The sequence below is a fragment of the Poseidonocella sp. HB161398 genome (genome assembly GCF_005870025.1).
Classification (GTDB): Bacteria; Pseudomonadota; Alphaproteobacteria; order Rhodobacterales; family Rhodobacteraceae; genus Mangrovicoccus.
On sequence record NZ_VATA01000001.1, the window covers coordinates 161,005 to 173,734 of the forward strand.

The 12,730-nt window shown below is 70.8% G+C and carries 9 protein-coding genes; 6 read left to right on the forward strand and 3 right to left on the reverse strand.

Annotated elements, in window-relative coordinates; genetic code table 11:
- Positions 1 to 21: 21 nt before the first annotated feature.
- Entirely contained in the window at positions 22 to 891 is an 870-nt protein-coding gene (locus tag FGX59_RS00705) for a transporter substrate-binding domain-containing protein (RefSeq protein ID WP_171060447.1), read from the reverse strand.
- A gap of 222 nt (positions 892 to 1,113) precedes the next feature.
- Between FGX59_RS00705 and FGX59_RS00710 the strand changes: the two genes are divergently transcribed.
- From FGX59_RS00710 to FGX59_RS37390, 6 genes are all read left to right on the forward strand, one after another.
- On the forward strand, positions 1,114 to 2,052 hold the full coding sequence (locus tag FGX59_RS00710) for a LysR substrate-binding domain-containing protein (RefSeq protein WP_138464370.1): 939 nt from the start codon (positions 1,114 to 1,116) through the stop codon (positions 2,050 to 2,052).
- Positions 2,053 to 2,260: 208 nt separating this feature from the next.
- Positions 2,261 to 3,448, forward strand: a complete 1,188-nt coding sequence (gene repA / locus FGX59_RS00715; protein ID WP_138464372.1) for a plasmid partitioning protein RepA — start codon at positions 2,261 to 2,263, stop codon at positions 3,446 to 3,448.
- Entirely contained in the window at positions 3,445 to 4,443 is a 999-nt protein-coding gene (repB, locus tag FGX59_RS00720) for a plasmid partitioning protein RepB (RefSeq protein WP_138464374.1), read from the forward strand. The genes repA and repB overlap by 4 nt, the downstream gene beginning before the upstream one ends.
- A gap of 195 nt (positions 4,444 to 4,638) precedes the next feature.
- Positions 4,639 to 6,981, forward strand: a complete 2,343-nt coding sequence (gene repC, locus FGX59_RS00725; protein ID WP_240722203.1) for a plasmid replication protein RepC — start codon at positions 4,639 to 4,641, stop codon at positions 6,979 to 6,981.
- A gap of 350 nt (positions 6,982 to 7,331) precedes the next feature.
- Positions 7,332 to 7,544, forward strand: coding sequence for a hypothetical protein (locus FGX59_RS00730; protein ID WP_138464378.1), 213 nt, complete (start codon positions 7,332 to 7,334; stop codon positions 7,542 to 7,544).
- A gap of 255 nt (positions 7,545 to 7,799) precedes the next feature.
- Complete coding sequence (locus FGX59_RS37390) at positions 7,800 to 7,973, forward strand: hypothetical protein (RefSeq protein ID WP_171060448.1); 174 nt, start codon at positions 7,800 to 7,802, stop codon at positions 7,971 to 7,973.
- Between the two features lie 884 nt (positions 7,974 to 8,857).
- Here FGX59_RS37390 and FGX59_RS00735 read toward each other — a convergent pair.
- Positions 8,858 to 9,046: a hypothetical protein gene (locus FGX59_RS00735; RefSeq protein WP_138464380.1), complete on the reverse strand. Its 189-nt coding sequence runs from the start codon at positions 9,044 to 9,046 to the stop codon at positions 8,858 to 8,860.
- Between the two features lie 223 nt (positions 9,047 to 9,269).
- On the reverse strand, positions 9,270 to 11,384 hold the full coding sequence (locus FGX59_RS39530) for a transposase zinc-binding domain-containing protein (RefSeq protein ID WP_370295653.1): 2,115 nt from the start codon (positions 11,382 to 11,384) through the stop codon (positions 9,270 to 9,272).
- Positions 11,385 to 12,730: the final 1,346 nt, after the last annotated feature.

Below are 12,730 nucleotides of genomic sequence, written 5' to 3' on the forward strand. Positions count from 1 at the left end.
CGGGGCCGCCCGTTTCCGGGCCTATTCGGCCGGCTTCTTCGACATGTCCCAGAAGGCCAGCTTCACGTCCAGGTTCTCGTCATCGGCATATTCCTCGAACCAGGTCTTGAAGAGCCCCTCGGCGGCCATCCGGTCGAGCGAGGCGTTGACATAGTCCAGCCACTCGGTCTCGCCCGGGCGCACCGCGGCGCCGCGGGTGCCGATCTTGTAGGACTCGTCCATCAGCCGGATGCGCGGATTGTTGGCCACCAGCGACATCAGCACCGGCGTGTCATGCGCATAGCCCACCACCCGGTCCTGCATCAGCGCCTGCAGGCTGTCCGACACGCCGTCGAGCAGCAGCATCTTCACGTCCGGATAGTTCTCCTCGAAATAGGGGATCTGCCAGGCGCCCTTGATGAAGGCGACGGTCGAGCCCTCCAGCTCGGCCAGCGTGTCGGCCGGGTTGTCGGCCTTCACCACCACGCCCGAGGAGGACCAGGCATAGGGATTGGTGAAATCGACGACTTCCTCGCGCTCGGCATTGATGCCCATGGTGGCGATGATCAGGTCGATCTTGTTGCCCAGGAGCGCCGGGATCCGGTTCGAGCCGGTGACGCAGACGATCTCGGCCTCGGCATCCTCGCCGAAGGCGTATTTGGCGATCTGGTGGGCCATCGAGACCTCGACCCCGATCGGCGTGCCGGAATTGTCGAGATAGCCCTCGGGCGGGTAGTCGCATTTCGTGCCGACGCGGATCTCGCCGGCATCGGCGATCGCGGCGGGCAGCGGCGGCATGTCCTGCGCGGCGGCGGGCGCGGCGGGCAGGACCAGGGCGGCGGCCGCCAGCGCGAGCGCGGCGCAGGCGAGGCGGCGGATGGGCGGGGAGACGGTCTTCGGGTCGGCGGTCACTGGACTCTCCTTGCTGGACACCGGACGGCGCGCGGCCATCCGCAGCCATGGCGGGGGCATGTCCGGACGCAGGGCGCGCCGGTGTCCCGTCTCTGGCTGATGGTGATTGCTGTCTGTCGCGGCGCTCTGCGGCACCTTCTCCCCGGATCATTCGGGTGATAGGACATGAAGTCAAAGCACAAATGGGCTTGAAGTTATAACCCAACCTTATGGAGCCCCGGCATGTCCGAGCAGCGCCTGACCCATCGCCAGATCGAGGCCTTCCGCGCGGTGATGGTCGCGGCCTCGGTGACAGAGGCGGCGCGGATGCTGTCCGTCACCCAGCCCGCAGTGTCGAAGATCCTCACCCAGCTCGAGGCGACGCTGGGCTTCGCGCTCTTCGAGCGCCGCCAGGGCGGGCTGAAGCCGACCGACGCCGCCTTCTCTCTATATACAGAGGTGGAGCGCTCCTATAGCGGGCTGGAGCGGGTCTCCCGCGCGGCGCACCGCATCCGCAACCGCTCGGCCGGGCGGCTGCGGATCGCGGCGCTGCCGACCTTCTCGCTGGCCTTTCTCGGCCGTGTGGTGATCCGGATGCGGGCCGAGCATCCCGCGATCCAGCTCTCGCTGCAGAACTACAATTCCGAGGAAGTGGTCGATTTCGTCGCCGCCGGACTCTGCGACCTGGGCTTCGCGATGACGCCGGTCGACCGCAACCGGGTCGATGTCGGCCCGCTGATGTCGGTCCCGGCCTTCTGCATCCTGCCGCCGGGCCACCGGCTGGCCGCCCTGCCCCGGATCTCGGTGCGCGATCTCGAAGGCGAGGAGTTCATCGCCACCTCCGAGGGCACCTCCAGCCGGCTGCGCACCGACGCGCTTTTCGATTCGCTGAATGTGGCGCGGCGGGTCAATGTCGATGCCCGCTGGTCGGCGACCATCGCCGAACTGGTCGAGGCCGGGCTCGGCGCCTCGATCGTCGACGCCTTCGCCGCCTGGCAGTTCGCCGGGCGCGGCGGCACCGTCCGGCCGCTGGAGGAGCGGCTGGATTTCACCTTCGTCTGCGTCCAGCCGCGCCAGGGCACGGGCGGCGGACTCGCGCGGATCTTCCTTGATACATTCGCCGAAGAGCTCGCCGCCTTCCGCGAGAGCTGCGCCGATCCCGCCGCCTGGCAGCCGCGCTGAGCCCGTGCTTCCCTCGCGGCAGCGCCGCTGCTAGGCTCTGGACAGCGCCCGACTCGCCCCGCCGGCCGTGACATCAGGGCATCCCCCTGCCCCGCCGCTTGGGCCATCCCACGAAAACTCTTGCACGAATCCGACTCCTTGCCCAATAGTCACGGAAAAGGGTCCAAGAACGTCAAATTCCGTGAACACGGATTCGGGCAGGAAGCAGATGAACACTATTGAAGCTCGGGCGCATCTGAATGCCGTCATCCGAGGGCATTCCGAGACGCTGGCCGTGCAGCTCCATGCGCTGCGCGAGGGACTCTTCCCTCCCGACGCGGCCAAGCAGATGCGGAAATTCACCTCCGGGGAGGCAGCCCAGCTCCTCGGCATCAATGATTCGTACCTGCGCAAGCTGCATCTCGACGGCAAGGGGCCGACGCCCGAAGTGACCGGCGGCAACCGCCGCCTCTATTCCGTCCAGGATCTGCGCGACCTGCGCGAGCTCCTCGAGAAGACCGCGCGCAAGCCCGGCGACTACCTGCCCGGCCGCCGCGAGGGCGACCACCTGCAGGTGATCGGCGTGATGAACTTCAAGGGCGGCTCGGGCAAGACCACCACCTCGGCGCATCTGGCGCAGTTCCTGGCGCTCAACGGCTACCGGGTGCTGGCGATCGACCTCGACCCGCAGGCCTCGATGACCGCGCTCCACGGCGTGCAGCCGGAATACGACCTGCCCGATGGCGGCACGCTCTACGACGCGATCCGCTATGTCGACCCCGCGCCGATCCGCGACGTGATCCGCCCCACCTACATCCCCGGGCTCGACCTGATCCCCGGCAATCTCGAGCTTATGGAATTCGAGCACGAGACCCCGCGCGCCCTCGCCCAGGGCGCCGCAGGCCTCTTTTTCTTCCGCGTCAAGGAGGCGCTGGCCCAGGTCGATGCCGATTACGACATCGTCGTGATCGACTGCCCGCCGCAGCTCGGCTTCCTGACCATGTCCGCGCTCTCGGCCGCGACCGGCGTCCTCGTCACCATCCATCCCGAGATGCTCGACGTCATGTCGATGTCGCAGTTCCTGCGCATGACCGCCGACCTGATGGACGTGATCGCCGAATCCGGCGCCGACATGAGCCATGACTGGATGCGCTACCTGCTCACCCGCTACGAGCCGACCGACGCGCCGCAGAACCGCATCGTCGCCTTCCTGCGCACCATGTACGGCGACAACGTGCTGAACTCGCCGATGCTGAAATCCACCGCGATTTCCGACGCGGGGCTCACCAAGCAGACCCTCTACGAGGTCTCCCGCTCGGCCTTCACCCGCGCCACCTACGACCGCGCGATCGAAAGCCTGAACGCGGTCAATGGCGAGATCGCCGATCTCATCCAGAAAACCTGGGGACGGACATGACCGATCAGAAGAAACGCCGCATGTCGATGCTCGACGGCCTGACCTCGACCGGATCCGCCGCGCCGCCGCCCTCGATGATGGGCGCCAACCGGGCGCTGCGCTCGGCCCGCGACGCGGTCGACAGCCACCATGTCTGGGAACTCGATCCCTCCGCGATCGAGGATGCGCGCATCGCCGACCGGCTCGATCCCGAGGACGTGGCCGACCTGCGCGATGCCATCGAGGAGAACGGCCAGGCCGTCCCCATCCTCGTGCGCCGCCACCCGAGCGAGCCCGAGCGCTACCTCCTCGTCTACGGCCGCCGCCGGCTGGAGGCGATCCGCTCTTCCGACAAGGTCCAGAAGGTCCGCGCGCTGGTCGCCAGCCTCGACGAGACCGCCGCGCTGCGCTCGCAGATCTCCGAGAACATGGCGCGCCGCGACCTCTCCTTCATCGAGAAGGCGCTGTTCGCGCAATCCCTCGTCGAGTCGGGCTTCGGCACGCAGGCCAAGGTGGCCGAGGTGCTGACCGTCACCAAATCCGCCATCTCGATGGGCATCGCCGTCGCCGAATCGGTGGGGCGCGAGCTCGCGGCCGCCATCGGCGCGGCCCATGGCATCGGCCGCCCCCGCTGGGAGGCGCTGGCCCAGGCGATCGACGCCTCGGGCATCGACCGCGAGCATCTCGCCGAGATCGCCGGCGAGGTGCATGACCGCGCCGCCGTCGCGCCCTTCGATCCCGCCGCCCCGCAGGTCGAGGACCCCTCGGTCCTGGCCTTCGACGCGGTGATGAAGGCGGTGGGCACGCCCCCTGCCCCGAAGCGCGCCGCCCCGGCCGCCAAGGGCGGAACACGCGCGCTTGCCGTCGACGGCAAGCGCATCGGATCGCTGCGCCGCACGTCCAAGGGGGTCAGCATAGACCTCGGCGGCGGCGCATTCGCGGATTGGGTCGAGGCAGAGGCGCCCGGCCTGGTCAGAGAGCTTCACGCGCGCTGGAAGGCGCGCGCGGAAGACTGAGGCAGAAAAAAAGATAACAGGCAGGAAACAGGAGGCACGCCAGAGGCAAAGAAAAGGTCCCGCAAAGACAACGCTCCACGAGACCCTCACTTGTTTTTCGCACTCTCAAGCTAGAGGTCGGAGCCCATCGCTGCAAGTCCAATCGGATTTGCGGAGCGGGGTTTTTTTGTCTTCGTGACAGAAATCATGACGTACATGCCGATAACGCCCTTCCGGCGAAGGGTGGATGCTGTCCTATTGGACACACAGCGCAGGGCTGCGGCCCTGCCTGCCGGAGATCCCGTGAATAAATGGGAGGCTCTGCGCGCGCTCGCCGCCGCGCGCAGCCTCTACGGGCTCAGCGACCGCGACCTCTCGGTGCTTCAGGCGCTTGTCAGCTTCCATCCGTCGGTCCTGCTCGGCGAATCGGGCGCCGCGCCGGTCGTCTTCCCCTCGAACCGGACGCTCTGCGACCGGCTGAACGGCATGCCCTGCTCGACCATGCGCCGCCATCTGGCCAAGCTGGTGGCCTCGGGGGCGATTCTGCGCCGCGACAGCCCGAACGGCAAGCGCTATGCCCGCCGCACGGGCGGCACGCCCGCCGCCTTCGGCTTCGACCTCTCCCCGCTCTGCGACCGATTCGGCGAATTCCGCGCCGCCGCCGCCACGCTCGCCGCAGAGGCCGGGGCCCGCGACGCCCTCCGGCAGGAGCTCAGCCTGATGCGCCGCGACGCCGCCGCCCTGGCGCAATACGGCGCAGACGCCTGCCCTGCCCCGGTCTGGCCCGCTCTCGCCGCCCTTGCCGAAGACACCGCCAAGCTGCTGCGCCGCAAGCTCGACCTGGCCGGTCTGCGCGCGATCGAGGCCCGTCTCGCCCCCGCCCTGGCAGAGGCCCGCACCCGTCTCGGCGCCCGTGCCGCAGAAGAAATGAGCACCAGCGGCAGCCAAACCGGGCAGCACATAGACTCCCAAAAATTAATTTGGAAAGATCCTGCGGGACGGTTCGAAGCTAGCCATGCGGACACGCCCGTGGCCGCGCCGGGTTGCAGAGAAACCTGCGGTGGCGGCGGCAAGCCTGCCCCCCAGCCTCCAAACCGCACCGCATCCGGCGACGGACGGCAAAGGCTGGCTCCGGCGACCCGACACCGGCCCTCCGAAGGTGGCGACTTGCCTGGCACCGCCCAACCGCTCGCCTGCCGGACACCCATTGCCAACAGGTCCACGCAAGCCGCCGGTCAGGATCCGTCCCTTCCGTCCCTAGCGCCCGATTTTCTCGGCGACACAGAGACGCCTGACGCACCCGGTTCAAATGGCAACGACCTGACGCCCTCTGCGCGCGAAACCCGGCTCCCGGCCCTGCACATCGCGGCGCCCAGCGGCCAAGCCGCGGCCCGGGCGGCATCCGCTGACCTCCCGCGTTCCGCGCTGGATTCCGTCTCGGACTCCGGCCATCATCGCCAGTACCGACCCTTTGCCCAAAGCGAAGACCTGCCATCCGCAGACAAGGCGCCAGCGCTCCTCACCGCAGATGCGACACCCCAGATGAGCGGCAGAAACCAACGCGGATTTCGCCATCCTCAGCCCGCCGCCAAAGCCGGAACACCGGCGGCCCGTTCGGCTGTCGCGACCCCGTTTGTGCCTGCGGAACTGACCGCTCCGGGCATCTCGCCTGCCTCGCGTCTGGTGACGGCCGCAGCGAGGCAAACCGCCCTGCCTGCGACGGATCCCGGCCGTATATCGGGCATCAAGGCCAGCCCGGCACGCGCCCGCTCCGGGCTGGAAACACGCCTTTCCGCCGACGCCGCACGCAGCCCCCGGAGCATGTCCGGAACGCCGGTTTCCGTCTCGCCGCATTACCCCGGAACGGTCTCCGGCGACGCCGCGGCGCCCGTTGCGTCTGCAAAGAGCCTGCCCCCCTTCGCGTCGCCTGTCCGTCCCCGTGAGGCTGGCGAAAACACGTCTCGCCTTCCCATGCTTCAGGCCACGCCCCCGGCGCCGGTGATGCCCGTGGCGAGGTCTCGCTACCCGGCACAAGCTGCCGCGAAATCGCGGCAACCGGACGGTCATCCGGCGCCTCTGCCGCCTGCCCCGGAAGCTGTTTCCGGGTGCGACGCGACTGAGGCGCCGAAGGCCGCCCGCTGGGCTGAACCGTCTGCGCCGGGATGCGTCCGGACCCGGAATGCCGAAGGCCGCGCCCCGGCTGGAGCCATGCCCCGGCCCCGCGCAATCACGCTCCAGGAGGTCCTGACGGCCTCGCCGGGCATGGCGACTTACAGCCCGGATCCGATCCGCGACTGGCAGGACTTGGCCCGTGCGGCGGACGCAATCCGTCCGATGCTGGGCATTCCGCAGGCGGTCTGGAACACGGCGCAAGACGTCATGGGCCCCGAGGGCGCCGCGATCTGCCTGGCCTCGATCCTCAAGCGCTTCGCCTCGATCCGCAGCCATGGCGCCTATCTGGCCCGTCTCTGCGAACGTGCCGCGCGCGGCGAACTCTGCCTTGAGAAAATGGTTACCTCGATGTGCCAGCCCGGAGACTCCGCGGGTTCACAGCTGTGAACCCGCCCCCCGTCGCGGGCCTGCGTCACAGGGTTCACAGCTGTGAACCCGTCCGGAACCGAGGCAAAACATGGAATGACGCCCCGGATGTTGCCCTCAACCGCGGGCATTCCGGAAGCAATTCCGCCATGTCCGCCCCCTTGCGTTCATCTCCCTTACCGGAAGCGCCTCTGCCCAGGCATTCTTCCCGTCCCTGACACTAATCCGGACCGTCGCGAACCCCGGCCCCGAGCTGTCCGGGCCCTTGGTTTTCGGCTAGGGGCTCTCGCTGCCCGGCCTTCTGGCCCCCCGGAGACCATTTCGACCTCGCGGCCACCATTGCCGACGCCTCAGAGAACGGCACGCGGCAGATGCTGTCTGGCGGCATCGGCGTCCGGTTGCGGCTCTGGCGACCAGTGCTCGGCGGCCTCCCGAATGCCGACTTCGGCAAGGAAGCTCTCGCCCTCGATGCCCGGAGCTCGCGGCTGCCGATCGCCCTCGAGCTGACGCCGGGGCTTGCGCTGATCGGAACGGGGCCGCTGAAACTCTCTGCCGAAGCGGGCGCGCGGGACGTCCGCAGCTAGGTCCTGGGCCGGTCGGTGGTCGCGGAACCTGCGGATGATCCGCGCCTCGGTGTGCTATTGGGACCCCGTGCCCTTCGGGCTGCTGCACCGGCCGCGGTCTCGGCGGCCAAGGGGCTCGTAGCGTTCGGTGCCTAGGAGACCGACAATCCACGGGCCTCCCGTCCCGGCGCGCGCAAGAACTTCCCGTGCGGATCCTTCGCTGCCGAAGGGGCGTTTCCGCTGACGCCGGGCCGTGAACGCCGGACCGATCAGCCAGTGGACAGGGACAGCCTGCCCGTGTCGCAGCGCTGCAGCTTCGAGACCAACGGCCATGCCCGCGGCTTCGACTATGCGCTGGTGACCGGGGACCGCTGCCTGGCCGGGCGCGCGGAACGGGCGGTGGCGCTGGAGCCGCCCAGGGGATCCGGCGCGGAGATGTGCTTCACCTAGGGCTTTGCCGGGATTAACCGGGGCCGGCTGGAGACGCTCGCGCCGGAGGCCGCACTGCCCGGGTAGGACCTCTGGTCGAGCTTGTCGATCGGCGGGCGCACGCTTCATGAGGATTTCATCTGCCGGGTCGCCGCGGCGCGGATCCTCGACCGCGCGACCGTGGCGCGGGGCCAGGATCGGGACCGCGTCTGGCGGCGCGCCGTGCGCCGGTTCCGAGCCGCCGCTGCAGGGGCCAGCTGCGGCGTGTCCGCGGGGTCGTCTCCGGCGCAGGCCCGGCACCGAGGAACAGGATCGCCGCCACCAGCGCCACGCAGCCGAGCAGTCCGACCGGGGCCAGCCGCGCGCCGAGGACCAAGGCCGAGCGCAGCGCCGCCGTGACCCCGCCCAGGATGGTGGGGCAGCGCGCCATGCCGCGGGCGAAGAGTGCATAGGCCGGTGCGGTCGCCGGAAGGCTGACATGGGCGATGTCGCGGAGGACCGGCTGGCCACCGACAGAAGCTCCGGTGGCAGCCGGGCCGGGCCAGCGGCCGGAGCAGCAGCACCGCCAGCGAGCGGCCCGCGCCGGTCGGGGCCATGCGGGGCTGTGGCAAGACAGCGTCCGGCTGCAGGAGGCGATGGCGACGAAGGCGATCGCGGCCGCCGCGCAGCCCGGCCAGCCAGCCGGTCTCGCGACCGGCCGGGCCGATCCCGCCGACGCTGAAGCTGGCGAGCCCGCGGGTCGCCAGAAGCATCGCCGGGACCGTATCGCGCGAGATCCGCTCGCGCCGCACGAAGCAGCGCCAGAGGCTGGCGATCACCGGCCGCAGGCAGGAGCCGATGCAGACCGCCAGGGCAACGCTGAGCAGGTCGGAGGACAGGAAGAGGCAGACCTGCAGCACCGCGCTCTAGCGGGCGAAGCCGAAGAGGCCGGGCAGGTGCAGCGCCCGCAGCCCCGAGACCGGCGGCCATCCCGAGGCAAGTGCCGCGAGCAGCAGCACGGGACCGGCGGGGCGGAGGTGCAGGAAGGCCAGCAACGCGGGACTGGCGGGGCCGGGGTGCAGGAAGGCTGGCAGCTCGGGCGGAAGCTGCGCCATGCCGGGTGCGCGCGCGGCGGCGATGCCGGCGGTGTCCCGGAAGCTGGCTGCCGGAGCGGGTCATGCGCGGGCGCCGGGGCTGGGGGAGGGCATGCCAGCGGATCCAGGTCCGGCCGCAGGGGACGTGGTCCGATGGCGGCCGGGCGGCGCGGGGCGGAAGGCGCCATGCCGCGATGCGGCGAAGCCAGCGGCGAGGGGCAGTAGGGGCACCCCCGCGGCCGGATCAGTCTGACCCTGCCATCTCGCGCGTCTCCTCTTGCCGGAGGGGTCGCCGGGCCGGTAGGGTCCTGGCGGCTGTTCCGGCCGGGGCGCGGACGGTCCGCTTGGCCGTCTCGGCAGGGTCGCGGGCAATTGCTGCAGGATTTTGTGAGCGGCGCGGTTTCCGGGCCGCGAGCGACAGGATCCGGAGGGCTAGCGCCCTGGTGCGCCTCGGCGGGGCAGGGGGCGCGATGGAGAACAAGTCAGGAACATCTTTGCGGATCCCGGCGGGGATGACACCCGCCTCGGGGCGCTTCGCGACCAGCGCGCGCATCGCATTGGCGCGGATCGGCGAAGAGCCGTGCGTCGCAGTCGTGCATGCGGCACAGACAGGCTCTGAGCCTGTGCCGGGCAGGGCCGGGAGCGCCGCGGACCGCCTGCGAGGGGGTGGCCCGGATCGGTCACCACGGGCTCGCAGAGCGGCGCCAGGAGCTTGCGGAACTCGAAGGCGCGGCGGCGGTGGATGTCGAGCGCGGCGGTCAGCGCCTGGCAGGGCGGGATGACGGAATGGCACTCGAAATTGATCCCGCGTTGCGTCATCGCATGTGCCTGTCGCAGGTCGTCGGACCGCCGCTCCCTCTCGCCGCAATAGGTGCGCAGCTGGCCGGGGACCGCCATCGAGCCCGCCACCGCGGCGGATCGGCGCTGCGCATCCTCGGCGATCTGCCGCGACAGCGCGGCATGGCCGGGATCGGCAACTTGCGGCCGCTTGGCGGCCGTCGCAGCGGGGGCTGGCGAAGGAGAGCGGGCCGAGGTCCAGCGACACGATCTCGGCGGCATCGGCCCGGCGCCGCCCGGGGCGGGCCAGCGCCTCGTCGGTGCCGTCGACCATGTCGAGCCTGTGCAGATGGTCCGCCGGGTGCCCGGGGGCCGTGCGGCGCATGCCGGTATGGCGCTGGAGCGTGCTGCCGTTGGCGTCACTCATGGCGTGGGGCAGGGGGCGCGCGCGGGGGGCCGCTGTTCGATGGCGCTGCGCCAGCCGCGGGCGAGGAACGGGGCGGCGCGGACCCGCGCGTCGGGGCCGGGATCGAGCGGGATGCAGCGGGCGAGGAAGACGCCGGTGCCGCTGCCTGCGCGGCCGGAGACCGGGCATTGCGGCCCGGCGCGTCGGCGGGGCCGTCGCGCGCCACCGCGCCCTGCTGGCCCGGGGCGAAGCGGGTCTGGGCGCCGGGGCACCCGCCCAGCCCGCGGCGCCCTGGCGGTCCCCGGCGGGCTTCCGGGCGGGGCAGGGGCGGCCATGGCGGGTCGCGGTGCCGCGCGGGCCTGGTCGTCGCGCTTGCGGCGCAGGCGGTTGACGAGGACGTCGATCGAGCGCGGCCCGCGGTCCGGGCCGGTCCCGGAAGGTGGCGACGAGCAGCCGGTCGCGCGACAGGACCTGGCCGGGCTGGCGGGCCATGTCGTCCATGCGCCTGGCCTCGGCGGTGGTGAAGGCGCGCTCTTCGCGGTCCTCGCGGCGGCGCGCGCGAGCGCGGCACCTGTCCGCGCCGGAAGGTCTCGACGATGCGCATCGGCTGGCCGCAGCACGGGCACGGCTCGCGCAGCGCGGGGGGCGGGGATCGTCTGCCGGTTCTGTCGGGACCACTCTGGTCAGCGCCCCGAGCCTCGCGATGGCGGCCCGGCGGAGACCGCTGTCGGCGAAGCCGCAGGGCCGAGGCGGCAGGCAATCTGGGCCGGTGCCCTCCGGCGAGAGGCCGCCGCCGGGAACGATCACGCGGATGCGGGGAAGGCGTGCCGTCGGCACGACGCCGATCCCCGGATGTGCAGCGCCGACGTCATGGCGATCCGCGCCCCGAGATGCCCGGGACCGGCCGTGATCGCCGCGACGGTCTCTGCCGAGGCCCGGAACAGCAGGCCGCAGACCGCCTTGGCCGCCAATGGCCGCGGACCCTTGGCGACGCGATGGCTCACTCCAGTGCGCGACCTCCGCGGGCAGCGTGACGACGAGACGGAAGTACTCGATGGGCAGCAGGCCCGCCGCCCGCGCCGCGACCCAGTCGCGCGCCGCTGGCCCCTGGCAATGCGGGCAGTGGCACGGACCGGCAGATCTGGCTTCGCCAAATCGCCAGCCGCTCGATGGCATCTTGCAGGAATTTTACGCGGCATGCCCGCCGAGCACCGGAATGGCCCTCGGCTGGGCCAGGCTGACATGGCGGCATGGGCTCGCCGCCGCGCGGCTGCATGGTCACGGTCGATATCGGCAATCTCCAGTCCGGGCCGGGGACTCCCTTCGCGGTCCGATCCCGCAGCTTCGCCAGCGTCGCGGAGAGGCTGGCCGTGCCGCGGATCGTCTTGGGCGAGACATGCGCGGACTGTGCCGTGGGGGGCGCTTCGCGTGCCCGGGCAGCCCCTGCATGACCTGCATATCGGCGTTGGCTTGCGGCAGATGCGTGGCGAAGCCGGGCCGTCGCGCCAGAGGCGCGCTATTAGCGCGACGCGGGCAGCGTGGGGGCTGTCCTGATCCCGGCCATGGACTAGCCGACAGGAACGCCCGGTTCAGCTGCCGCGGCGAGAGGGGAGTGATCTTCGGCTTGCCCCCGCTCGGCGGTTGCATTCGATCGCCAGCCGGGCGGCGGGAAACAGCCCGCCCTCGGGACGGGCTGCGCGCCGGCCGTCGCGCGGCATGTCCGGCAATCCCGGCGGCAGCATCCCCTTTCGATCCTTTCGCCCCTTGCCCTGGCCGACAGGGATCGGCAGCGGGCCGCTGCCGTCGTGCCGAAGACGCGCCTTCGGCACGATGCCGCCGGTCTGGAGGCTGCAGAGCTCGGCCGCCCGCCGCCGCAGGACATGCTGCGCGCCCCCCCGGCGGCGCCATCAGGATATCGGAAATGTCCGCCGTGCTGAACATGCGGGGCAGGTTCCCCGGCAGCGTGCGGAACTGCATGTCCCGCGTTCAGCGGGCAACGCACCACTGGCGCCTTTCCCGTTCCGCTTCACTCTCATCGCGCCCGCGGGGCATTCCGAAGAGCTGGGGGACCGTGGCGCCACTGGCGCCGCGAAAGTCCCGCAACCGCTGAGCGCCTTGATGCGCATCTTGAGGGTCGATGGCGCGACCGCGCTATCGGTCCTGTGGAGCTGGCAGGCCGGGAGATCGTCCGGCGTGGCCCTGTCCGGCAATCGGCCCGGGAAAGCCGGGACATCCCCGACCGCCCGGATGCGGGCTCTCTGCGCCGTCTCGCCCATGCCCGGGATGCGCATGTGCTCGATCATCCGCGCCCGCGGCGGCGATATCCTCTCCTCCGTGACGGGACCCTCCCGCCTGTCGATTGAGAGGCGTCAATCGCCAGGCATGTGCCCTCATTTCCAGACGCATAGGGGATCGATCGGCGCGATCAGACGCCAAGCGCGCCGATGCTGCGCGCGGCGTCGTCCATGCGTAGATTAGCGGACATAACGGAGACTGGCATGTGGCGGCGGATACTTAGGTTC

What these genes read in the sequence shown, in the direction of transcription:
- FGX59_RS00710 (WP_138464370.1), top strand. Translation starts at nt 1,114, where the DNA reads ATGTCCGAGCAGCGCCTGACCCATCGCCAGATCGAGGCCTTCCGCGCG.
- repA (WP_138464372.1), top strand. Translation starts at nt 2,261, where the DNA reads ATGAACACTATTGAAGCTCGGGCGCATCTGAATGCCGTCATCCGAGGG.
- repB (WP_138464374.1), top strand. Translation starts at nt 3,445, where the DNA reads ATGACCGATCAGAAGAAACGCCGCATGTCGATGCTCGACGGCCTGACC.
- repC (WP_240722203.1), top strand. Translation starts at nt 4,639, where the DNA reads ATGCCGATAACGCCCTTCCGGCGAAGGGTGGATGCTGTCCTATTGGAC.
- FGX59_RS00730 (WP_138464378.1), top strand. Translation starts at nt 7,332, where the DNA reads ATGCTGTCTGGCGGCATCGGCGTCCGGTTGCGGCTCTGGCGACCAGTG.
- FGX59_RS00735 (WP_138464380.1), bottom strand. Translation starts at nt 9,046, where the DNA reads ATGGCGCAGCTTCCGCCCGAGCTGCCAGCCTTCCTGCACCCCGGCCCC.
- FGX59_RS39530 (WP_370295653.1), bottom strand. Translation starts at nt 11,384, where the DNA reads ATGCCATCGAGCGGCTGGCGATTTGGCGAAGCCAGATCTGCCGGTCCG.